Genomic DNA, 21,926 nt, shown 5'->3' on the forward strand with positions numbered 1-21,926 from the left:
AGGTCAATTTAGGTATATTTCATCCAAAGTCGCAACCTGGCTTGATGCGAAGTTTCAAAATTATCATAAAAAAGTAAATAAACATCCCATACTTTTTCAAAGCACACTTTCGGGTGTAAGTTTGTGGTCCGACAAAAAATCATGATCCGATATGTTCAAAAATAAAGTAATGCGATATAGCACGATTGCGATGGTTATTGCGATTCTGGCCTATTTTGTGATAGAAAATTTTTCCGGGGCCGGCATGAATGCATCCGGTGATGACCAGATTGCAAACAATCCAGAGAAATATAAAACAACGATTCTGGCTGAACGCGAGGCCAAGGATGAACAGTTCAAAACAGCAGACGATTCTCCTATCGCCGACAAGGAAGCATTTCACGGTCTGCACTATTTTCAGCCCAACTTAACTTACCGCATTAAGGCGAATATTTCGCCTTACACGAACGACGACAAAGAGGTTGTTGTCAAATACACGGATGGAACTTCCGAAAAATATGAGAAATATGGTTATGCCAATTTCAAAATCGGTGACCAGGAAGAAAAGCTGCTTTTACTCAAAAATGAAAGCGTGATTTCAGTGCTATTTAAGGATGCAACAAGTGGAAAACAGACCTATGGCGGTGGCCGTTATCTCGATTATCCCGTTTCGGAGATCAAAAACAATGTCATTACGCTCGATTTCAACAAGGCTTACAATCCTTATTGCGTGTATCAGGAATCCTATGCCTGCCCGGTTCCGCCTGCCGAAAACACTTTGTCCGTTGCCATTTTAGCCGGTGAGCAGCTTGAATCTGCGGTGCATTAATCGGCCTCAGCCAGCTTTTTAATTTTTGCAAAAAAGCAATTACTATTCCAAGCTTCTCGGCGTCGTTCGACTTAAATCCTTAATTTTGTAATTCAGGCTTCACGGAGCCTTTTGACGTATTTTTTAAAGCATTCGCATGAAGATCTCCTATAAGTGGCTTAAAGAATTAGTAGAAATTACGGAATCTCCCGAAGAGATTGGCAAGATATTGACCGGGACCGGTTTGGAGGTTGAAAGCATTGAAGAGATTGAATCAATAAAAGGCGGATTGCAGGGCGTGGTCATTGGCGAGGTCCTTACTTGTGAAAAACATCCCGAAGCCGACCGATTGAAGCTTACAACAGTTGAAGTTGGTGCAGAAAATCCATTATCCATAGTTTGCGGCGCGCCGAATGTTGCTGCTGGCCAAAAAGTGCTGGTCGCAACCGTTGGCACAACGCTTTATCCAACCGGCAGCGAGCAGCCTTTGGTTTTGAAAAAATCCAAAATAAGAGGCGCACTTTCGGAAGGAATGATCTGCGCTGAGGACGAATTGGGCATTGGCACTTCACACGACGGCATTTTAGTCCTCGACACCACGCTGCCAAACGGCACACCGGCCAGCGAATATTTTGGAATCACATCAGATTATCTGATCGAAATCGGGCTTACACCTAACCGTGCGGATGCCGCATCACATTATGGCGTTGCCCGCGATTTAAAGGCATTCTTCAATCGCCCAATTAATCTGCCGGCAGTTGACGCATTTAAAATTGATAATCAAAACTTGCCCGTTCAAGTTGAAGTTCGGAATGCCGAAGCTTGTCCTAGATATGCGGGATTGACGATTTCAGGAATTAAAGTGGGCGAATCTCCTGCATGGATCAAGCAGCGCCTCGCCACCATTGGAATTCGGTCGATTAACAACATTGTAGACATTACGAATTATGTGCTGCATGAGCTCGGCCAGCCCCTGCATGCATTTGACGCTGATAAAATTATTGGAAATAAAGTCATTGTAACAACCGTTGCGACTGGCACGCCATTCGTAACGCTAGACGGCGTTGAAAGAAAGCTTTCCGATTCGGATCTGATGATCTGTAACGAGGGAACCAACGGCAATCCCGAACCAATGTGCATTGCGGGCGTTTTTGGCGGCTTAACGTCGGGTGTGACCCATGACACCACATCGATTTTTCTTGAATCGGCTTACTTTTCCCCGATTTGGGTGCGCAAGACGGCTCAACGTTTCGCATTAAAAACCGATTCTTCTTTCCGTTTTGAGCGCGGCACTGATCCAAATATGCCGCTCTATGCATTGAAACGGGCAGCATTGCTTATTCAGGAAATCGCAGGCGGCAGCATTTCGTCGGACGTTACGGACATTTACGCTAAGCCAATCGCTGACTTCCAGGTGCCGATGCGTTATCGCAACATTGACAGACTAATCGGCAAAACACTTGAAAAAACGCAGATTAAGAACATTCTTAACGGACTCGACATTAAAATCGAGAACGAAGACAAGTCTGGGTTCACCGCCATTGTGCCGCCTTATCGCGTAGATGTGCAACGCGAGGCCGACGTGATTGAAGAAATTCTGCGGATTTATGGCTTCGGACAAGTGGAACTTTCCGATCACCTGAGCTCGGACTTCATTTCCGATTTTCCTGTAAATGATCCCGAGAAGCTGACATTACGTGTTGCCGAATTGCTGGTCGCTAATGGTTTTAATGAAATGATCAACAATTCGCTGACCAAGCCAGATTATCACGCATCATTAGAAAACAGCATTACGGGCAGTCCGGTCAAAATCCTAAATTATCTGAGCGAAGATCTGTCGGTTATGCGGCAGACATTGATTTTTTCAGGTCTGGAAGTTGTCTCCTACAACAGCAACCGCCGCCAGAAAGATCTCAAACTTTTTGAGTTTGGTAAAACATACAATGAGGTTAATGGAAAATATGTTGAAAAAGAGCGCCTTTCGGTTTTCTTAACGGGCAACATTCAGCAGGAAAGTTGGTTTGAGAAGTCGAGAGAAGCTGTTTTTCATGATCTTGCGGGCTTTGTAATGCAGATTTTGGCTTCTGTTAAAATAAAGGATGTGGAAAGGCAAGAGGCCGACTCGACGATTTTCAAAATCGGAACGACGCTGACGCTTAACCGCAAACCCGTTGTATCATTCGGCCAGCTGCAAACGGCGATTACCAAGAAACTGGATGTGAAAGCGCCCGTTTTTTATGCTGATTTTGATTGGGACTACATTTTAAAACAATACGATGCATTTGTGCAATATAGGGAAGTGGCCAAATTCCCCGAAGTGCGCAGGGATTTGTCAGTTGTCGTAAACAAAAAGATCACTTTTGAAGAGCTGCGCCAGATCGCCTATAAAACAGAACGGCAATTGTTACGTTCGGTTAATGTCTTCGATGTTTACGAAGGAGCAAATCTGGAAGGCAAAAAATCTTATTCGGTGAGCTTCATCTTGCAGGATGACCAGCAAACGCTGACGGATAAGGTGATTGACAAAACAATGCAGCGCCTGATGGCTGCTTATGAACGAGAATTTGAAGCCGTGATCAGAAAATGAAATAAGTGATTTTTTTGCTTTGACTGAATTTTAAGGTCCAAAAATGGAAAGGAGCATCGAGCGCATTATTGAACACAAGTTGTCGGACCTTGAGAAAAAACTCGAGTTTCTGATCAACACAAAAGAGAAACTAAGCTGGTCAATATCAGAGCTGCAACGCGAAAATGCTGAGCTGCGCACGTCCAATAATAAACTCAAGGAAGAAGCAAAAGAAATAAAGAAAAAATACACTACTTTGGAAAAAGACTTTAATAAGTCTAAAAGTTTCGCTAAAATTGTCACTAGTAAACTGACACCAACAAGCGGAATAGCCGATCTGAAAGACTCAGTTGAAAGATATATACAAGAGATCGATAAGTGCATTGAATTGCTTGAAGATACCTTATGAAAAAAAATAGCATACCCAATCCGGACGTTTCTGTCTTTATAAAACTGCTGGACAGGGGTTTCAAACTGAGCGTTCCGGCGGATCAGGAGAAATTCTACAGGGATGGGTATGAGGTGTTCTTGCAACGCGTGCAGCAGCATAAATTAAAAGGGAAAGTATACGGTGACATCGAAGCAATTGCCCTCACAGCCATTGAATGCCTTGTTGCATTGCAAAGGAATCAGGAGCAAATGGATAACCTGGTAGCGGCTTTTAAAAACAGAGTTGAAAAGCTTGACGAAACAATTACCAGCGCAATAGAAGGCTGACTGCTTATCACCACCAAACCTTTATTTATTCGGATCCCCTTTATAATCTTTTAATTCTTCCATTTTCGGCATTTTCACGCTGGTGTAGTAGGTAAAACCAACTATATATAACCATTACTGAAATGTCAAATTCATTAATTTTCATCGTCCTCCTGTCTGACATAATCGCCATTGGTGTGGGGATTTTTGCCGGCAAGTACATCTTTCAGAAGTCATTCGACCAGAAAGAAAAAGATGCGCAGGAACGCGCAGCCGAAATTCTCCGCAATGCTGAAAGTGCCGCTGAAAACATAAAAAAAGACCGTATCCTTGAAGCCAAGGAAAAATATTTGAGGCTTAAAAGTGAATTTGAAGAAGATGCAAACAAAAAACGTGTCATTCTTCAAACCAATGAGCAGAAATTAAAGCAACGCGAGCAGAGTTTGAATCAAACCATTGAAAACAACAAACGCCGCGAAAATGAGCTGGAAGCATTAAAGACCAATCTGAACCAGCAGCTCGAAATTGCCACAAAACGACGTGAGGACGCTGAAAAATCCTTGCAGCAGCAAGTTACCCAGCTTGAAAAAATCGCAAATCTTACAGCAGATCAGGCGCGCGACCAGTTGGTCGATGCATTGAAAGCAGAAGCGGACACCAGAGCCGGATCGTATGTGAAAAGTGCGATGGAAGAAGCCCGCCTTACCGCCACAAAAGAAGCCAAAAAGATTGTTATCGAGACCATTCAGCGCACCGCTGCGGAACACGCGATTGAAAACTGCGTTTCGGTCTTCAACATTGAAAACGACGATATCAAAGGAAAAATAATTGGACGCGAAGGACGTAACATTCGTGCTTTGGAAGCTGCAACTGGCGTTGAAATCATTGTGGACGACACGCCCGAAGCGATTGTGATTTCCGGATTTGATCCGGTTAGGAGAGAAATAGCAAGACTTTCCCTGCACCGTTTGGTTCAGGATGGCAGGATTCACCCAGCCAGAATTGAAGAAGTTGTTGCCAAAACACGCAAGAACATTGACGATGAAATCGTAGAGATCGGTGAAAGGACTGTGATCGACATGGGCATTCACGGCCTGCATCCTGAGCTTGTGAAAATGATCGGCCGCATGCGTTTCCGCTCTTCTTATGGGCAAAACCTGCTGCAGCATTCGCGTGAAGTGGCCAAACTTTGCGCCACGATGGCTTCTGAATTAGGCTTAAATACAAAATTGGCCAAAAGAGCAGGTCTGCTGCATGATATTGGGAAAGTGTGGCCTGAGGAATCAGACCTTCCGCACGCAATTTTGGGAATGGAGCTTGCCAAGAAATACAAGGAAAATCCGGAAGTGTGCAATGCCATTGGCGCTCACCACGATGAGATTGAAATGACAAGCATTCTTTCGCCGATCATTCAGGTTTGTGACGCCATTTCGGGTTCACGCCCGGGTGCACGCAGAGAAATGATGGAGTCTTACATCCAAAGACTTCGTGATCTTGAAAATATGGCGTTGTCTTTTGAAGGCGTCGAAAAATGTTATGCGATACAGGCTGGGCGCGAATTGCGCGTGATCATTGACGCAGATAATGTTTCGGATGAAAAGGCTGGCATGCTTTCTTTTGACATTTCGCAAAAAATTGAAAAGGAAATGCAGTATCCAGGCCAAATAAAAATTACCGTAATCCGTGAAATGCGTTCCGTAGCATATGCGCGTTAATTAGCTCAAATTACATGACTTACTCACTTCTGACGAGTTCAGAGCTGCTGGAAATCCAGACGCTCGGTGAACTGAAAAGAGCAGGATATCAATCGCGTTCAATTAAACAAGAACTACGTGATAACCTGATCATTAAAATAAAAAACAAAGAAAACATCTTCCCTGGCATCTGGGGTTACGAGGAAACTGTGATTCCTGACGTGGAGCGGGCGATTCTTTCCATGCACAACATTAACTTTTTGGGATTGCGTGGTCAGGCTAAAACGCGTATCGCCAGAATGATGACCGGTCTGTTGGATGAATACATTCCATACATTGCCGATTCAGAGTTGCATGACGATCCGTTAGCGCCACTTTCGCGTTTCTCGAAAGATGTGGTTGCAGAATATGGTGATCAAACATCCATTGCATGGTTGCACCGGGATGAGCGTTACACAGAGAAACTGGCGACGCCGGATGTTTCTGTTGCTGACTTAATTGGTGACGTAGATCCGATCAAAGCCGCAACTTTGAAATTGCCTTATTCTGATGAACGCGTAATCCATTTTGGACTTATTCCGCGTTCGCACCGAGGCATATTCGTCATCAACGAGCTTCCCGATTTGCAGGCTAGAATTCAGGTTGCGCTTTTCAATATTTTGCAGGAAGGCGACATTCAAATTCGCGGCTTCAAATTGCGTTTGCCGCTTGACATCCAGTTTGTTTTCACTGCTAACCCGGAGGATTACACCAATCGCGGCAGCATTGTAACGCCGTTGAAAGACCGGATTGAAAGCCAAATTGTTACCCATTATCCCAAAACAATTGAAACAGGCAAGAAAATCACCGAGCAGGAAGCGGTTGTCAAGACCGAACAAGTTGGCTTGATCAAGGTAAACGAGCTTGCGAAAACATTGATCGAACAAATTGCTTTTGAAGCACGTGAAAGTGAATATGTGGACAGCAAAAGTGGCGTTTCAGCTCGATTGACAATATCTGCTTATGAAAGCCTTTTGAGCACTGCGGAGAGACGAGCCCTCATTAATGGTGAGGAAAGCACATATGTGCGGATTTCTGATCTTTATGGTGTTGTTTCTGCTATTTGCGGGAAAGTTGAATTGGTTTACGAAGGAGAAGTTGAAGGACCGGTTATTGTTGCTCAAAATTTAATCGGTAAAGCAATCCGGACGCAGTTCCTTAATTTCTTCCCTGATCCCGAAAAAGCCAAGAAAAGCAAAATCAATCCTTACGCCAAAGTAATTGAATGGTTTGGTTCTGGCAATGAAATGGAAATGCCGGGCGACATGACGGATCGCGAATACATGGCACGCCTTAAAACCATTGATGGTCTGGATGACTTTGTGGATATGCTGAGTGCTTATTCAAGTTCGGAGGAAAAACTTTTCATGATGGAATTCGCATTGCACGGCATGGCAGAATTTTCCCTTATCGGAAAAATGTCATTGGATCAAGGCATGAAGTTCCAGGATTTGGTAAGCAGCATGTTTTCCGGACCCGGAGAGGATGACTATGATTTTGACGACGATGATGATCAAAAACCATTTTGATACAAAACAAGAAATGCCCGGCAAATACCGGGCATTTTCATTATATAAGCATTTTTAGATTAAAGCGGAGCGCCTTCGTCTACAACATTCGGCTCGCTTGTGTCGATCAGCGCATCCGGCTCATTGTTTACTTTGGCACGAACTTTCGCTTCCAGCTCATCCATTAATTCTGGATTGTCCTTAATAAGCGCTTTTACAGCGTCACGTCCTTGTCCAAGACGGTTGCCATCATAGCTGAACCATGAACCTGCCTTTTTAACAATTTCAAGATCAACAGCAAGGTCAATGATCTCTCCTACTTTGGAAATTCCTTCGCCATACATGATGTCAAACTCAACCACTTTAAACGGCGGCGCAACTTTGTTCTTAACAACTTTCACGCGCGTGCGGTTACCTAAAATCTGATCAGCGCTTTCTTTAATCTGACCAACACGGCGAATATCCAAACGCACGGAAGCATAATATTTCAATGCATTACCACCCGTTGTTGTTTCCGGGTTACCAAACATCACGCCAATTTTCTCGCGCAACTGGTTGATAAAGATGCAGCAGCAGCCCGTTTTGTTAATTACACCAGTCAGTTTCCGCAATGCTTGTGACATCAAACGAGCTTGTAAGCCCATTTTGCTGTCTCCCATTTCGCCTTCCAATTCGGCGCGCGGCACAAGTGCTGCAACGGAGTCGATAACAATAATATCAACCGCACCGCTGCTGATCAAATGTTCAGCGATTTCCAGTGCTTGCTCACCATTGTCAGGCTGCGATATCAATAAATTACTTGTATCAATTCCTAATTTTTCAGCATAGGATCTGTCAAAAGCGTGTTCCGCATCGATAAATGCAGCCAGTCCGCCTTTTTTCTGCGCTTCGGCAATGCAATGCATTGATAATGTGGTCTTACCAGAAGATTCTGGTCCGTAGATTTCCACAACACGCCCACGCGGCACGCCGCCTACTCCTAATGCAAGGTCAAGCCCCAGCGACCCAGTAGAAATAACCGGAATATCTAAAACCTTACTGTCGCTCAGGCGCATAACCGTGCCTTTGCCATAGGTTTTATCCAGTTTTTCTAGTGTGGTTTGTAAAGCCTTCAGTTTGTTGTCTTTATCTGTGGTTGGTTGTGCCATAAAACAGGTTAAAATAATTTAGTTTGTTGGTAAAAAAGCGGCTTTTGTTCGACAAAATCCGCTTGTAGATTGGTTCTTTCTAGTGTGTAAAAATACCAAATTTCACTCAAAAATCCTATGAGTTATTCTTATAAAAATATAATTTTTGACTTAGTAAATGCAGATAATATCAAGAGGATTTTACAAATTACCGTATGCGATTATTCTCCGTAACCTGCCATTTACCAACCGGTCGTTTGCCCGGACGAACGGCAAATAAATACCCGGCAATTTCCGTAATTTTGTAACCCGAATGTCTGTTAAACAGATTATCAATGCGCCTTAATAATTATCCGATTTGTGTTTAAGAAAATCCTGCTTGCCCTTTTAGTGCTTTGTGTTGTGTTGGGAGTAATTTACCGCGACTTGCTGAGTTACGGCTGGATGCAGGCTTCGGGTCAGGTTAAGATATTAATGAACGTTGAGGATGTTGCGGATGTAATGAAAAACCCTGCGTTCCCGGATTCTCTGAAAGCAAGGATCACGCTGATTGAGGAAATCAAAAAATTTGGCGTCGATTCGCTGGGTCTGACTCCTTCCAAAAACTACACAACTTTTTATAATCAGCACGGGAAACCGCTTATTTGGCTCATAACAGCATCAGAACGTTATAAAATCGCTCCCTACAAATGGCATTTCCCGATCATCGGCAGCTTTCCTTATAAAGGCTTTTTCGACTCCACGCGGGCTGTTCGCGAGGAGCAGGAATTGATCAAACAGGGATTGGATACGGATATAGGGGACGTTTCGGCATGGTCTACATTAGGTTACTTAAAAGATCCGATCCTGTCCAGCATGCTCAAAAGAAGAGTTGGCAGCCTCGCAAACCTGATCCTGCACGAGCTGACACATGGAACACTTTTTGTGAAAAGTAATCTTGAACTGAATGAGAACCTGGCGAGTTTTATAGGAGATCAGGGCGCTATCCGGTTTTTGAAATACAAATATGGTCTGGACTCTCCCGAATTACGTACATACGAGTATTCCAAAAAATACAATGACGCCTATTCGCAGCACATGCTGAGGGGAATTTCGCAGCTCGATAGTCTTTACAAAACATTTGGTGAAAGTCCGGCTGCCAGTCTGCACCGGGATTCTTTGAAAAATGTGCTGATCCTGAATATACTTAATAATGCAGACACATTGCTTTCGGCTAAGCCTACGTTAACAAACAAAAACCGCCCGGTGGCTAGCCGCTGGCCGGATGGCAAGATGCCAAACAATGCATATTTCATCAGTTACCAGACTTACAGATCAAAGCAGGACACATTTAAAATTGAGTTTGAGCAAAAATTTGGAGGAAATATTAAGAAATATCTGGCGTGGCTAAAAGAAAAATATCCCTCTCTATAATTACATTTTTTAGCATGAAGAAATCGTACATCGTTATAGCAGCTTTATTGATTTTTACGCTTTTGTTCTCCTTTCGGCAATATGAGCAGCTTGCAGAAAACAGAGTTATCGCTAATAAAAGCTTCGGCACGGGCGAGCGGGTTGAATATAGGGTGCATTATGGCTTCATTAATGCTGCCGAAGCGAAGGTCGAAGTCGGGAAATCGGTTTCGTTAATTAACAGTCGGCCTTGTTATCGGGTTAACGTATCTGGCCGAACGGTCGGCGCGTTTGACCTCATTTCGCGCGTGCGCGACACATGGCGCTCTTACATTGACACCACGGCCATTTTACCGCATATGTTTGAGCGTCAGATCCAGGAGAACAAATATCGCAAAGACGAACGCGTGGTTTTTCATCATAACAGGGACCAGGCTGTTTCGAGCGTGAAGGACGAAACAAAAACTTTCAATGTCCCTAATAACATTCACGATATTATCAGCGGATATTTCTTTTTGAGGACCATCAATTTTGAAAAGATCTCGGAAGGGGAAGTTATTGAAGTGCCCACTTTTTTTGACGGGGAGGTTTATAAACTGAGGGTGCGTTATGTCGGACGAGATGTGATCAAAACGAAATACGGCAGAACAAAAGTGCTCAGGCTGAATCCGTTGATCCCTTCGAACAAGTTTTTCAAAGACGAAGGTGCAATGCGCTTGTGGGTTTCTGATGATTCTAATAAAATTCCATTGAAGGCGGAAGTCGAGCTGAAAATCGGGTCGTTAGAAATGGATTTGAAATCTTACAAAGGCCTTAAAAAAGACATTGTCTGGTTTTGAGATAAAGCCGTTTTCGCAAACGCTGCATTTGATTCAGGGGAAACGGCAATTGGTTTGCACTGATCGCAAAATAACTGACCGGCTTGCTTCCAAAGCTTTTGTAAAAACTTGCAATTGACTCGATTTGTGGGCTTTCAAAGTCGAATGTTGCTGATCTATTTTCGTGATTTTGAAAATGCTGATCCAGCATCCAGGTTCTCGCATTGCCCTTTCTTCCGATCCTATCTGCTGCATTGAACAAGTAAATAATGCGTTGCCGGAATTCCACCAGCATGATTCCGGCATGGATCTCATTTTCCAAGCTTGCATAAAGTACTTTTGCATTGCCACGCGCATACAGACTTTGGAACAGTGTCCTCAATCTTTCCAAACTTGTCGCCGACACACCTCCAATCGAAACGCTGTGATTGTCCTCAAAAAGCTGAATTAGTGCGACCAAATCTTTTCCCTGATCAACATTCCATTTGACATTGCTGCCGCGTCTTACATTCGTTTTCCGATCATTTGTATAACCAGAAAAAATCTTTGCATAATCTCCAATTTCAAGCCAATGTGTCTGCTCCGTCCACCATTTCGTTTCCGGAAATGAAACAGGAAGATTCGTCATTGAAAAATAGTTTTCAGGATTGAAATGATAAGTGGAAATGTAAGAAAAGCGTTTAACGAGAGTTCGCAGAAAAGCTTCAAACGCATATGCTGTCAGCTCATTAAGCGAAAACAGACCCAGATATTGACAAAAATGCGGCTGATAAACAATGTTAAAACCAAACTTTCGCCTTATCGGCAGTGGCATAACGATTTTAAACTCATCTTTCGAAGGCCAAACGAGTGCGTGCCATTCGTCGCAAACAATGTCTAAATAGAAAGTTTGCGCATAAATAACACATTGAAGAGATGCACAGATGTGCTCGTTCCAGCGCGTGGGGTCAATTTCGGAACGATGGATCAGGGTGGGATTCATTGGCTCAGGATAATGGTGCTTTCCTGAGACGCTGATTGCTATTTAAAGTAACTGCGGAGCTTTTGCAAAGTTTCTTCCACGTCCGGCGTTTCGCCCATGAGGAGATTAATGCTTTGAATGGAGTGGATTACCGTGCTGTGGTCGCGGCCTCCAAAATGATATCCAATGGACTTTAATGGCAAGTCGGTGTATTCTTTTGCCAGAAACATGGCCAGCTGGCGTGGATAAACGACTTCTTTCTTGCGGCTTTTGCTTTTTAAATCGGCAATGGTCACCTGAAAATAATCCGCGATGATTTCCTGAATTGTGTCGATCGTAACTTCCTTGTCTTCATTGGTTACAATGTTCCGCAATGTGTTTTTGGCCAGTTCCACGTCAATTTCCCTTCTCGTGAGCGAAGCCTGCGCCATGAGGGAAACAATCACGCCTTCGAGCTCCCTGACATTGGAATTGACGCTGTGCGCAATGTATTCAATGACATCGTAATCGATGGAGATTCCCTCAGACTGGATCTTCTTCTGAATAATCGCAATACGCGTTTCAAAATCCGGCGTCTGCAAATCGGCCGTCAAACCCCATTTAAAACGGGACAATAACCTGTCCTGCAAGCCTTGCAGCTCGCGCGGCGGCCGGTCGCTCGTCATAATGATTTGCTTGCCGAGCTGATGCAGATGATTGAAAATATGGAAGAACGTGTCCTGTGTTTTCTCTTTTCCCGACAAAAACTGAACGTCATCAATCGCCAGCACATCCACTTTCATGTAAAAGTCGGTAAAGTCCTGTAACGTGTTGTTTTTGATGGAATTGATAAATTGATTGGTAAACTTTTCGGAAGAAACATACAGCACCAGCTTATTCTCGTAGTGGTTCATAATGTAATTTCCAATGGCTTGCACCAAATGCGTTTTGCCCAATCCTACGCCGCCATACATCATCAGCGGGTTAAACGAAGTCAAGCCAGGACGCTGCGCAACGGCAAACCCGGCGGAACGCGCCAGACGGTTGCAATCGCCCTCAATAAAATTGTCAAATGAATAATTGGGATTCAAATAGGTGTCCAGATTCATCGAATCGTGGTCTTTATCCCGGTGGTTAGATCCCAGTCGCGGATCAGTAACAAAGTTGTCCGGCTTGGAATAATTGGTCGATTTCGGAGTAGAAACATTCATCGTGAGCGGCTGATGCTTGTCATTGCCTTTGTCTACGATAATGGAATATTCCAAAAGTCCGTCGCGACCGATCGCATAATCCAATGCTTTTCTGAGCAGATTTACGTAATTATCTTCCAGCCATTCATAGAAAAATTGGCTGGGAACCTGTATTGTAAGCACTTTACCATAAAGTTTTAAGGGCCGTATGGGTTCGAACCACGTCTTAAAACTTTGATCAGGAATGTGCTGCTGAATAACTCTCAGGCAGGCATCCCAGATCTGGTCAACTTCTCTATGTGTGCTCACTCTTTCCAATGTATAATTTACGGAATTCGGGATGTCAGAATTTTAAAGGACGGCAAAGATATAAAAATACCTGATCTCTGCAGATTAAAAACAGGGTTCAATTTAATATCCCTGCGGGCGATCTGCAAACCTGAAAATAAAAACAATTCTTAAAATGCATCAGCACTCGGGCTGCTGCTTTTACACACTTACTGAGAAAAATGGACTCAAATTTGTAGCTTTGTTAACAAGCAAAATACGTTTTTTTTAACGATAACCCGCCAAAAAATGTCTGTCAGTTTATTCTCACAATTTAGCCCTTCTGGTAAAGACGATTGGGAGAAACTGGCCGAAAAGGAATTGAAAGGACGACTTAAAGAGCTGTCTGATTGGACGATCGGAAATGATTTGCACATTGATCCCTATGCGACACAAGGCGAAGTTGATCCCGAAAGAATGGCTCGGATGCAGGCATGCCAAAAGAAAATACCGGGTTGGCTGAATGTTCCAAAAATTGAGTTTACAGAGCCGCGTAAGACCAATGCAGCAATGAAACATGCATTGGAAAATGGCGCCGATGCGATCGTTTTGGCCCTTGGGAACACGGATCTGAGGCATTGTGAATTTCCAAAATTACTTCATGGAATCAAGCTGAGTGACACGGCAGTCTTTTTTAAAACAGCAGAAAACCCAGAAGACCTTTTCAGGGAAATATCCAAAAACGCAGGTTATTATTTGAAGGGCGGAGTTTTTCTCGATCCGCTCGCACAGTGGATGCGAACTGGAAAACCAATTGTGGATGAGTTCGCACACATTGTTTCTGTGCTGAATCTGGCAAAGAATATGCGGGAATTTAGGCCTTTCATGGTCGAAGGGCATTTGTATCACAACAATGGCGCAGACCCGGTTCAGGAGCTGGCTTTTATGATTGCCGCAGCTGTTGAATGCATAGATCGGCTCACCGATGCGGGTATTTCCCCGCTGACAGCATTTAATCGGATTTTGTTTTCAGTTTCCATAGGAACCGAGTTTTTAACAGAAATTGCTAAGCTTAGGGCATTGCGTTTTTTGCTTCGAAAAATATCAGATGCTTACCAATTGCCCCCACAACTTTGTGTTCCATTGATTCACGCACAAACTTCTTCATTTTACAACGCAGACTCAGCGCCCTACACCAACATGATTCGCTCGGCTTCGCAGGCAATGAGCGCGGTGATCGGAGGGTGCAACGCATTGACGGTCAATCCTTATGATCAACAGTTTAAAAATTCCAATGAGTTTTCAAGCCGGATCTCACGCAATGTCTCGTCTGTCTTAAATCACGAAAGCGCATTAGGCTATGTTGCCGATCCTGCGGCTGGGTCCTATTTATTGGAAACAATGTCATTGCAAATGGCTGATAAAGCATGGGAAATGTTCTTGGAAATGGAGGACAACGGAGGTTTGGTCAAATGTTTTGATAATGGATATGTTCAAAAAGCATTAAAGGCTTCCTTAACGAATAAAATCAATGCATTGAGCGGAACGAAAGTGATGATTGGCGTCAACAAGTTCAAAGAAGGAGACATTGAGCATAATAAAAGCAAGCCGCTTTCTCAAATTGATGAAACCGTATTTTTGACCGATAAAAACTTGGCAGATTGCTACAAATCTCAGGGCTTAACCATTGAAACACAATTATGAAGCCCGATTTCAAAAATATTCCCATAACAAAAATTGTCCACCAACAACCGGAAGACAAACCGGGCAAACTGGTGCAGACCTCGGAAGGGATCAAGCTGAAATCGACATACATTGAAAGTGATTTGGAGGGCGCTGAACATCTGAATTTCGGTGCAGGAAGCCCGCCTTTTTTGCGTGGACCTTATGCAAGCATGTATTTGGAGCGCCCGTGGACAATCAGGCAATATGCGGGATTTTCAACCGCCGCGGATTCAAATGCATTTTACAAAAGAAACCTTGAAGCTGGGCAAAAGGGTCTTTCCGTGGCCTTCGACCTGGCGACGCACCGTGGCTATGACTCTGATCATCCGCGCGTTACGGGCGATGTGGGGAAGGCCGGCGTTGCCATTGACACCGTCGAGGACATGAAGATGTTATTTGACCAGATTCCTTTGGATCAAATGTCCGTTTCCATGACCATGAACGGAGCCGTGATTCCGATTATGGCTTTTTTCGTTGTTGCGGCGGAGGAACAGGGCATTTCGGCAAACCTGCTTTCGGGCACCATTCAGAACGACATTTTGAAGGAATTCATGGTGCGTAACACATACATTTATCCGCCCGGTCCTTCGATGCGGATCGTGGGTGATATTTTTGCTTACACTTCGCGCTTCATGCCGAAATTCAATTCCATCAGCATAAGCGGTTATCACATGCACGAAGCCGGTGCGCCCGCGCACATTGAGCTTGCCTACACGCTCGCGGATGGACTTGAATACATTCGCACGGGATTGTCCGCAGGCATTGCCATCGACGATTTCGCGCCCAGACTTTCTTTTTTCTGGGGCATTGGCATGAATCATTTTATGGAAATCGCTAAAATGCGCGCTGGCCGACTCTTATGGGCGAAAATTGTCAAGCAATTTAACCCCAAAAATGAAAAGTCCCTCGCATTGCGAACGCATTGTCAAACAAGCGGTTACAGCCTGACTGAACAAGATCCATACAACAATGTAACCCGCACGACGATAGAGGCAATGGCCGCGGTGATGGGTCATACGCAATCTTTGCACACCAATTCTCTGGACGAGGCCATGGCGTTGCCGACTGATTTTTCCGCACGCATTGCCCGAAATACGCAGCTTTTTATCCAATATGAAACCGATCTCTGTCGCGCCATTGATCCCTGGGGAGGCTCCTATTATGTGGAATATTTGACAAAGGAATTGGTTGAAAAAGCGTGGACGCTCATTGAGGAAGTGGAGAGCCTCGGCGGCATGACCAAGGCCATTGAGACCGGACTTCCCAAAATGCGCATTGAAGAGGCTGCTGCAAAAAAACAGGCGCGCATTGATTCAGGAAAAGATGTGATTGTTGGTGTTAACCGATTTAAAACAAAAGAAAAAGACACTTTTGACATTCTTGAAATTGATAACCAGACTGTCCGTAATGCGCAAATTGCTTCTTTACAAAAAATTAAAACGGAAAGAAATCCGGCGGAAGTTTCGCAAGCATTGTCAGCTTTAACATTGGCTTGTAAAGAAAAGGGCGGCAAGGAAATGTCCCACAATTTATTGGCACTGGCGATAAATGCGGCACGCAAAAGGGCTACATTAGGTGAAATTTCGGATGCGATGGAAAAAGAATTCGGACGTTACAAATCGACCATCCGCTCGGTTTCGGGTGTTTATCAGGCTGAGGCTTCGGACGATGAAAATTTCCGGGCTGCGCTTGAACTGTCCAATCAATTTGCAGAAATGGAAGGCCGTCGGGCGCGAATTCTTGTTGCAAAAATGGGTCAGGATGGTCATGACCGCGGGGCGAAAGTGATTGCCACGAGCTTTGCAGATCTCGGTTTTGACGTTGACATTGGCCCGCTCTTTCAAACGCCGCAGGAAGTTGCAAAGCAGGCTGCGGAAAATGACGTCCATGTCATAGGCGCTTCAAGCCTTGCCGCCGGACACAAAACGCTTATTCCCGAACTCATTTCAGCGTTGAAAGACATTGGTCGTGAAGACATTATGGTCATTGCGGGTGGCGTGATTCCGGCGCAGGATTATGACTTTTTATACCAAAAAGGCGTTAAAGGCATTTTCGGACCTGGGACGATTATTTCCGTGGCAGCTCAAAAAATATTACAGGATTTAATGCAGTCTTGATTACAGATTTTGTCAATGAACACTTCCGAAAACCAGTGAAGTGCAATTTCCACCAAAACCGAAGGAGTTCGAAAGTGCATACGCAACTTTCGTGTCAGGCATAAATGAGTTTACCGGACGCGCATTATGTGCGAACATGGGCGTTTCAACGTGCAGACTTGCATAAACCTCGGAATGGACAATGCTAAGGATGCTGAAAATCGCTTCAACTGCGCCTGCGGCGCCCAATGTGTGTCCCGTGTAAGATTTTGTCGAATTGAAAGGAGGGATTTTTTCAAACAAAGCGGCCATTCCGGTTAGCTCAACTTCGTCATTATTAGGCGTTCCGGTGCCGTGCGCATTGATGTAACCAATTTGTTCATAGGCAATTCCGGCCAATTCCACCGCTTCATGCATGGAACGAATGGCGCCAATTGCTTCGTCGGACATTGCGGATGGATGATGCGCGTCGTTGGCATTTCCATAACCTGCAACTTCCGCATAAACGTGTTTATCGCCAACCACATCTTCTGCCTCCAAAACCAGATATGCCGCTCCTTCGCCAAGATTCAGTCCGTCGCGGTTTTCATCAAAAGGCTTGCAAGGTGAGTTGGACAAGATTTTAAGTGAATTGAAGCCGTTAACCGTGTATTTGGCTAAACTGTCCACGCCGCCCACAATTGCACGCTTTGCCCTCCCCGACTTGATAAGCCTTGCACCCAGCATAATTGCATTGGCCGATGAAGAACAAGCGGTATTAATGGTGTCCGAAAAGCCTCGTATGTTGTATTTTTCCAGCAATTGAATTGTATGCGCGGCGCATCCGTATGCTTCCAGATATTCTGAACCCTGCGTTTTCAGGTTCGCATCCTCGTAAAGCTGGTCGGTAAGGCACATTCCGCCGACTGTGCTGGCGGAGATCAATGCTGTGTCGAAAGATGATAGTTGTTTGGAAGAAAGATTGGCATCCGCGACGGCCTCGTCAAATGCTTTTGTGGCGAGCAAGCTGGTGCGCGTGTAACCTTTGCTAAGCTGCAAGTCCAGCAGCTCTTTCAATGCCTCGTTGCTCGGAGCACTTTCACCGAAAGGCAGTTGCGACGCATAGCGCGATTCGAAATGTGCGGCTTGTGAAATGCCTGTTTTACCATTGCGAAGGCTGTTGTGATTTGCTGAAACATTCTCTCCAATGGCCGAAATTATGCCCATCCCCGTCACCAACACCCTTTTCATGATCAAACTGTCTTTGTATGGGCCAAAATATATTCAGCCATATGATTTACGTCCACCAGGATTTTCCGTCCCTCGGCAGGGTTCGTAATCTTGATGCCATATTCACGTTCAAGAAGCACAACGAGTTCAAGCGAATCAATGGAATCAAGCCCAAGATCGCCACCAAAAAGCGGTTCGTCGTCCTTAATGTCCTGTGGATTTATATCCAATAAATTCAAATATTGTACGATCTGACCTTTTATAATGGGTTTTAAACTTGCTATGTCCATAATTACTGTTGATGCCTTCTCATTCCGGCAGGATTAATTTGTGATTGGGGTGTCAGAAACAAGCCAGGATTATGATTTCATTTCCGTATTCAAACTTAAATAATTCTTTCCATCCTTAGCTTAAAATAAGTGCCAAGTTGGCAAATCAGGATAAATATCCCTAAAAAGGCAAACACATTTTTGAGCTCTTCCCAACTCCCGCCTTTCAGAAAAAGCACGTAAAAACCTTCCAGACACCAATGCAGCGGCGAAAAATTGCTCGCAAACTGCATAAAACTCGGCATAACGAATGTTGGAACAAGAATCCCGCCGATCGCGCCAAAAATAATGATCGAAATCGCCCCGAACCCGTTCGCCTGTTGCTCTGTCCGGGCATAAGCGCCGATCATCAACGCATAACTTACCGCCGCCATGCTGCTTATGAGCACCACCGCCGCGAACGCAATGAGATTGGAAGGAATGGTCAGTTTTGGCAATCCTAATTCCGGCAGGATCCAGATGCCCATTGAAAAAGTCACCACAACTTGCACTACGGCGACAATCACATAAACAGCCATTTTACTGAACATCACCAGCATAAATGTTGTCGGCATGGTTTTCAAACGCAAAAAACTGCCATTCACACGCTCTTTTACAATGTTGCTTCCCAACGAAACAACCATAAAAAACATTGCAAAAATGGTCCATGCCGGGACGTTATGCTGGGTCGAATTGGGAATTGCTGTGGAGTTGTTGTTGCTCGCCACAATCTGATCAATGCGGACGCGGTTGGAAATCATTTTCTCTTTCAACTTTTCCGATCCACCGCCCAAATCCATTGTTGTGTACATTCTGTCGATCATCAGCGAGTTTTCAATCACACTCATGTAAGACTGAATGATTCCCATCACGGAGTAACTGTAATTTTCCTGTAAAACGGGATCATTATAGAAAGACAATGTGGGCATGGACACTTTTTCACGCGCGGCCGTGTCGCGATCGAGCCCGAGATCGTCCATTAAAATGTTGCTGACATCGCGTGCATTGCTTTCCAGGCCGGCAGAGAATGTTTCGGGAATGTATAAAGCAATCAATTTGCCTCGTGAAAGCAGTTCTGATTTCAACGATTTTTGCGGAACGGCGTTCTGCGAATCGATCTTGAAAAGTCCCGATTTTGAAAGCAATGCAACCAGCTTCTCGCCTTCTTTGCCAGCGTCATGATTCACCACAAGCAGCGGAATCTGGTTTTCATTCACCATTTTGTAAGCGCTGTCCTGGATGATGGTGATGATGAAGACAAGGAGCAGCGGCATCAAAAACATCAAAGCCAACCCCACCTTATCATTAATGAGGAGCAAATATTCTTTGCGCAGTGATGAAAAAATCTTGAACATATTAATCCCTGTAATCCTCCCCCGTCAGATTAATAAATAAAGATTGCAGGCTGGAAGCTTCATGTTTGGCTTTCAGATCGTCCAATGCTCCGTTTGCGATCACCCTGCCGTGATCAATAAGTGCGATGTGTTTGCAAAATTCTTCCGCCTCGGACATGTGGTGAGAAGTGTATATAATGGTCGTTCCGTTTTCATTAATCTGTCTCAAATAGCGGATAATCGCATTTCTGCTCTGCACATCGACGCCAACGGTCGGTTCGTCCAGGAACAAAATATCGGGTTCGTGAATAATGCCGATGGCCAGGTTAACGCGTCGTTTCATCCCGCCAGAGAATGTGCCGACCTTTTTATCAGCATATTTAGAAAGTCCCAAGATTTCCAATAAATGCTCCCTGCGCTGTTCCAGATCACTTTTGCCAAGATTATACATTGCCCCAAAGTAATCGAGGTTTTGTCTGGGTGTCAATTCCTGGTAAAAAGCATATTCCTGCGGAACAAAGCCAATGCGGCTTTTACGCTCCTGTTCGGAGACAATGTCCCTGTTATGATAGAAATTAACAATTCCGGAAGATGGCGGAATGATGCCGCAGAGAATGGAAATAAGCGTGGTTTTGCCGGCTCCATTAGGTCCAAGCAACCCGAAAATATCAGCAGTGTCAATGGTCAGCGAAACGTCCGAGAGACTATTTTCCTGCGCAGATTTGTATTTTTTGAAAACATTTCGGATCTCAATGCAAGCGGCTCCGGTCATGATGTTGCGGTCATTTGCCAAGCCTCAACCGCGAAAGTTTCTCGAATGCTTCCTTTTCCACCGCACGAATGTCGACCAGCATGTCTGCGATTTCGTCAAAATCTTTTTGTTCAGTCAGGCGACCTTTGTAAACGCCAGCCATTTTGATCGCGCTGGCCCGCCACATGTCGCCAGCTTTTGTAAAATCCTCCGATATCACCGAAAGACGGTCGTCCTGCATGTAAGCGGATGCTTCTTCCAGAAAAGCGCCATACAAAAAGCGAAATCCACCTCCGCCTGTTCCTATCTCCTCTTGCATGCGCACAATTTGACCTAAATACAAGCTTGCTTTTTTCAGTCCGAGCTTGTCGCGCCATTTGCGGATATGACCGGCTGTGTGCCTGATGCCATCCACGCCAGCAAAATTTCCCGGAATTTTCAGCATATCGCGCACATTGCGGCTGATGCCTTTCGCGATTCCTTGGCGGATCATATCATCGCTTATCGGCCTCACTTTTTCAGGGAAATAAATGTGTCCTTTGGGAGCCAGCGGCCCTTGCGCAAACCGCACACGACTCAACTCGGGCTTAGACAAAGTGGTAACATCCTCCATCACAGGATCGCTGATGCGGTAATCGTCACCTTCCCGGCCAAAAACAATGAGGTTATGCGCGTTGAAATGGAAGCGATATTCTTTGGGAAAATAAGTAAGGTGAAAAACACCAACCTGGCAACCCACTGGAACGCCTTTATTTACTTTTTGATCCAAAAAAGCCTCAGCAGCAGCAACATTTGAAAATTTCTTGCGGGTAACCTCGACGCCTAATGATTTGCAGGTTCGTTTGAAAATCGCCCCCGGCATTGTCCGAAATGAGATTGCCGGACCATTGTTAACCGTTAGAAAAGGAATTTGTATATAAAAAAGTCCGGAGCCCATGCCAAACGCGAGCGGCTCAGTCATAAAGTCCAGACCGTGGTAACGTAACAAAGCCGTAGTGACCCCATTCTCACAATGCGCCGTCTGAACATGCCGGAATTCATCCGTATGGCTATCAATATTCACAGGATCAACCTTTAAAATTTTTTAATTCTTGCAGCGTAACGTCAAAAGCACTTGCATATTTTTCAAGTTTGCGATCACTTAACCCTTTGAAAACGCTTGGTTTTAAATGTCTTTTGATAAAAAACGGAAAAAAACCGGTGTAACCTGAAAGAACAGGCAAATCCATAAGCCGTAATTCCATAAAATAATGGATCGGGCTTTTTTCTCCTTTCATTACGGCGTTTCTTGCTTCATTTATACGCTCGTTTACATCATCCCAAGCGCTGTCCAAAGCTTGTTTTTTGACTTCCCAACCCCTGCTCAATGCTGTTTCGTATTTTCCGTCCTCGTTTTTGACGTAGCATACTTCTCTTGTAAACTCGTCCAGCGCGCCGGGATCTTGTGGTAAGTCTTCTTTTTTCATTGGATCAAATGCT

The 21,926-nt window shown here is 44.6% G+C and carries 19 protein-coding genes; 10 read left to right on the plus strand and 9 right to left on the minus strand.

The genetic code is table 11. The features are described 5' to 3' along the window. The first annotated feature begins 151 nt into the window (after positions 1-151). The 6 genes from LZG73_RS02435 to LZG73_RS02460 all read left to right on the plus strand — a co-directional run bounded on the left by LZG73_RS02435 (position 152) and on the right by LZG73_RS02460 (position 7,311). The gene (locus LZG73_RS02435) at positions 152-808 is read left to right on the plus strand and encodes a DUF1684 domain-containing protein (RefSeq protein WP_233845905.1); all 657 of its coding nucleotides are present in this window, start codon (positions 152-154) and stop codon (positions 806-808) included. Between the two features lie 136 nt (positions 809-944). Further along, positions 945-3,374: a phenylalanine--tRNA ligase subunit beta gene (pheT, locus tag LZG73_RS02440; protein ID WP_233845906.1), complete on the plus strand. Its 2,430-nt coding sequence runs from the start codon at positions 945-947 to the stop codon at positions 3,372-3,374. Between the two features lie 43 nt (positions 3,375-3,417). After that, a complete protein-coding gene (locus LZG73_RS02445; RefSeq protein WP_233845907.1) occupies positions 3,418-3,762 on the plus strand; it encodes a hypothetical protein in 345 nt (114 codons plus the stop codon). Next, entirely contained in the window at positions 3,759-4,070 is a 312-nt protein-coding gene (locus tag LZG73_RS02450) for a cell division protein ZapA (protein WP_233845908.1), read from the plus strand. The genes LZG73_RS02445 and LZG73_RS02450 overlap by 4 nt, the downstream gene beginning before the upstream one ends. 122 nt (positions 4,071-4,192) lie before the next feature. Then, positions 4,193-5,764 carry a ribonuclease Y gene (gene rny, locus LZG73_RS02455; RefSeq protein WP_233845909.1) on the plus strand — a complete coding sequence of 524 codons (1,572 nt, stop codon included), beginning with the start codon at positions 4,193-4,195 and terminating at the stop codon, positions 5,762-5,764. Between the two features lie 14 nt (positions 5,765-5,778). Next, complete coding sequence (locus tag LZG73_RS02460) at positions 5,779-7,311, plus strand: sigma 54-interacting transcriptional regulator (protein WP_233845910.1); 1,533 nt, start codon at positions 5,779-5,781, stop codon at positions 7,309-7,311. 59 nt (positions 7,312-7,370) lie between these two features. On the opposite strand, the gene recA is transcribed toward LZG73_RS02460, so the two are convergent. After that, on the minus strand, positions 7,371-8,438 hold the full coding sequence (gene recA, locus LZG73_RS02465; protein WP_233845911.1) for a recombinase RecA: 1,068 nt from the start codon (positions 8,436-8,438) through the stop codon (positions 7,371-7,373). A gap of 339 nt (positions 8,439-8,777) precedes the next feature. Between recA and LZG73_RS02470 the strand changes: the two genes are divergently transcribed. Further along, positions 8,778-9,830 (plus strand): aminopeptidase, encoded by a 1,053-nt coding sequence (locus tag LZG73_RS02470; RefSeq protein ID WP_233845912.1) that lies wholly within the window; start codon positions 8,778-8,780, stop codon positions 9,828-9,830. A 14-nt stretch (positions 9,831-9,844) separates the two neighbouring features. After that, the gene (locus LZG73_RS02475; RefSeq protein ID WP_233845913.1) at positions 9,845-10,648 is read left to right on the plus strand and encodes a DUF3108 domain-containing protein; all 804 of its coding nucleotides are present in this window, start codon (positions 9,845-9,847) and stop codon (positions 10,646-10,648) included. Here LZG73_RS02475 and LZG73_RS02480 read toward each other — a convergent pair. Then, positions 10,623-11,609 (minus strand): GNAT family N-acetyltransferase, encoded by a 987-nt coding sequence (locus LZG73_RS02480; protein ID WP_233845914.1) that lies wholly within the window; start codon positions 11,607-11,609, stop codon positions 10,623-10,625. The genes LZG73_RS02475 and LZG73_RS02480 overlap by 26 nt on opposite strands. Positions 11,610-11,647: 38 nt before the next feature. Next, the gene (gene dnaA / locus LZG73_RS02485) at positions 11,648-13,066 is read right to left on the minus strand and encodes a chromosomal replication initiator protein DnaA (RefSeq protein ID WP_233845915.1); all 1,419 of its coding nucleotides are present in this window, start codon (positions 13,064-13,066) and stop codon (positions 11,648-11,650) included. 267 nt (positions 13,067-13,333) lie between these two features. Here dnaA and LZG73_RS02490 point away from each other — a divergent pair, with 267 nt between their 5' ends. Next, the gene (locus LZG73_RS02490) at positions 13,334-14,728 is read left to right on the plus strand and encodes a methylmalonyl-CoA mutase family protein (RefSeq protein ID WP_233845916.1); all 1,395 of its coding nucleotides are present in this window, start codon (positions 13,334-13,336) and stop codon (positions 14,726-14,728) included. Then, positions 14,725-16,866: a methylmalonyl-CoA mutase gene (scpA, locus tag LZG73_RS02495; RefSeq protein WP_233845917.1), complete on the plus strand. Its 2,142-nt coding sequence runs from the start codon at positions 14,725-14,727 to the stop codon at positions 16,864-16,866. The genes LZG73_RS02490 and scpA overlap by 4 nt, the downstream gene beginning before the upstream one ends. 12 nt (positions 16,867-16,878) lie before the next feature. Here the strand turns inward: scpA and LZG73_RS02500 are convergent, their stop codons facing one another. From LZG73_RS02500 to LZG73_RS02525, 6 genes are all read right to left on the minus strand, one after another. Next, positions 16,879-18,075 (minus strand): beta-ketoacyl-[acyl-carrier-protein] synthase family protein, encoded by a 1,197-nt coding sequence (locus LZG73_RS02500; protein ID WP_233845918.1) that lies wholly within the window; start codon positions 18,073-18,075, stop codon positions 16,879-16,881. Positions 18,076-18,077: 2 nt separating this feature from the next. After that, on the minus strand, positions 18,078-18,344 hold the full coding sequence (locus tag LZG73_RS02505) for a phosphopantetheine-binding protein (protein WP_233845919.1): 267 nt from the start codon (positions 18,342-18,344) through the stop codon (positions 18,078-18,080). 95 nt (positions 18,345-18,439) lie between these two features. After that, positions 18,440-19,717: an ABC transporter permease gene (locus LZG73_RS02510; protein WP_233845920.1), complete on the minus strand. Its 1,278-nt coding sequence runs from the start codon at positions 19,715-19,717 to the stop codon at positions 18,440-18,442. 1 nt (position 19,718) lies between these two features. Continuing rightward, positions 19,719-20,468 carry an ABC transporter ATP-binding protein gene (locus LZG73_RS02515; protein WP_233845921.1) on the minus strand — a complete coding sequence of 250 codons (750 nt, stop codon included), beginning with the start codon at positions 20,466-20,468 and terminating at the stop codon, positions 19,719-19,721. 10 nt (positions 20,469-20,478) lie between these two features. Next, entirely contained in the window at positions 20,479-21,510 is a 1,032-nt protein-coding gene (locus tag LZG73_RS25570) for a BtrH N-terminal domain-containing protein (protein ID WP_233845922.1), read from the minus strand. A gap of 4 nt (positions 21,511-21,514) precedes the next feature. Beyond that, a complete protein-coding gene (locus tag LZG73_RS02525) occupies positions 21,515-21,913 on the minus strand; it encodes a hypothetical protein (RefSeq protein WP_233845923.1) in 399 nt (132 codons plus the stop codon). Positions 21,914-21,926: the final 13 nt, after the last annotated feature.

This window comes from Dyadobacter sp. CY326, from assembly GCF_021390515.1.
Classification (GTDB): Bacteria; Bacteroidota; Bacteroidia; order Cytophagales; family Spirosomataceae; genus Dyadobacter.

What these genes read in the sequence shown, in the direction of transcription:
- LZG73_RS02435 (WP_233845905.1), top strand. Translation starts at nt 152, where the DNA reads ATGTTCAAAAATAAAGTAATGCGATATAGCACGATTGCGATGGTTATT.
- pheT (WP_233845906.1), top strand. Translation starts at nt 945, where the DNA reads ATGAAGATCTCCTATAAGTGGCTTAAAGAATTAGTAGAAATTACGGAA.
- LZG73_RS02445 (WP_233845907.1), top strand. Translation starts at nt 3,418, where the DNA reads ATGGAAAGGAGCATCGAGCGCATTATTGAACACAAGTTGTCGGACCTT.
- LZG73_RS02450 (WP_233845908.1), top strand. Translation starts at nt 3,759, where the DNA reads ATGAAAAAAAATAGCATACCCAATCCGGACGTTTCTGTCTTTATAAAA.
- rny (WP_233845909.1), top strand. Translation starts at nt 4,193, where the DNA reads ATGTCAAATTCATTAATTTTCATCGTCCTCCTGTCTGACATAATCGCC.
- LZG73_RS02460 (WP_233845910.1), top strand. Translation starts at nt 5,779, where the DNA reads ATGACTTACTCACTTCTGACGAGTTCAGAGCTGCTGGAAATCCAGACG.
- recA (WP_233845911.1), bottom strand. Translation starts at nt 8,438, where the DNA reads ATGGCACAACCAACCACAGATAAAGACAACAAACTGAAGGCTTTACAA.
- LZG73_RS02475 (WP_233845913.1), top strand. Translation starts at nt 9,845, where the DNA reads ATGAAGAAATCGTACATCGTTATAGCAGCTTTATTGATTTTTACGCTT.
- LZG73_RS02480 (WP_233845914.1), bottom strand. Translation starts at nt 11,609, where the DNA reads ATGAATCCCACCCTGATCCATCGTTCCGAAATTGACCCCACGCGCTGG.
- LZG73_RS02490 (WP_233845916.1), top strand. Translation starts at nt 13,334, where the DNA reads ATGTCTGTCAGTTTATTCTCACAATTTAGCCCTTCTGGTAAAGACGAT.
- scpA (WP_233845917.1), top strand. Translation starts at nt 14,725, where the DNA reads ATGAAGCCCGATTTCAAAAATATTCCCATAACAAAAATTGTCCACCAA.
- LZG73_RS02500 (WP_233845918.1), bottom strand. Translation starts at nt 18,075, where the DNA reads ATGAAAAGGGTGTTGGTGACGGGGATGGGCATAATTTCGGCCATTGGA.
- LZG73_RS02505 (WP_233845919.1), bottom strand. Translation starts at nt 18,344, where the DNA reads ATGGACATAGCAAGTTTAAAACCCATTATAAAAGGTCAGATCGTACAA.
- LZG73_RS02510 (WP_233845920.1), bottom strand. Translation starts at nt 19,717, where the DNA reads ATGTTCAAGATTTTTTCATCACTGCGCAAAGAATATTTGCTCCTCATT.
- LZG73_RS02515 (WP_233845921.1), bottom strand. Translation starts at nt 20,468, where the DNA reads ATGACCGGAGCCGCTTGCATTGAGATCCGAAATGTTTTCAAAAAATAC.
- LZG73_RS02525 (WP_233845923.1), bottom strand. Translation starts at nt 21,913, where the DNA reads ATGAAAAAAGAAGACTTACCACAAGATCCCGGCGCGCTGGACGAGTTT.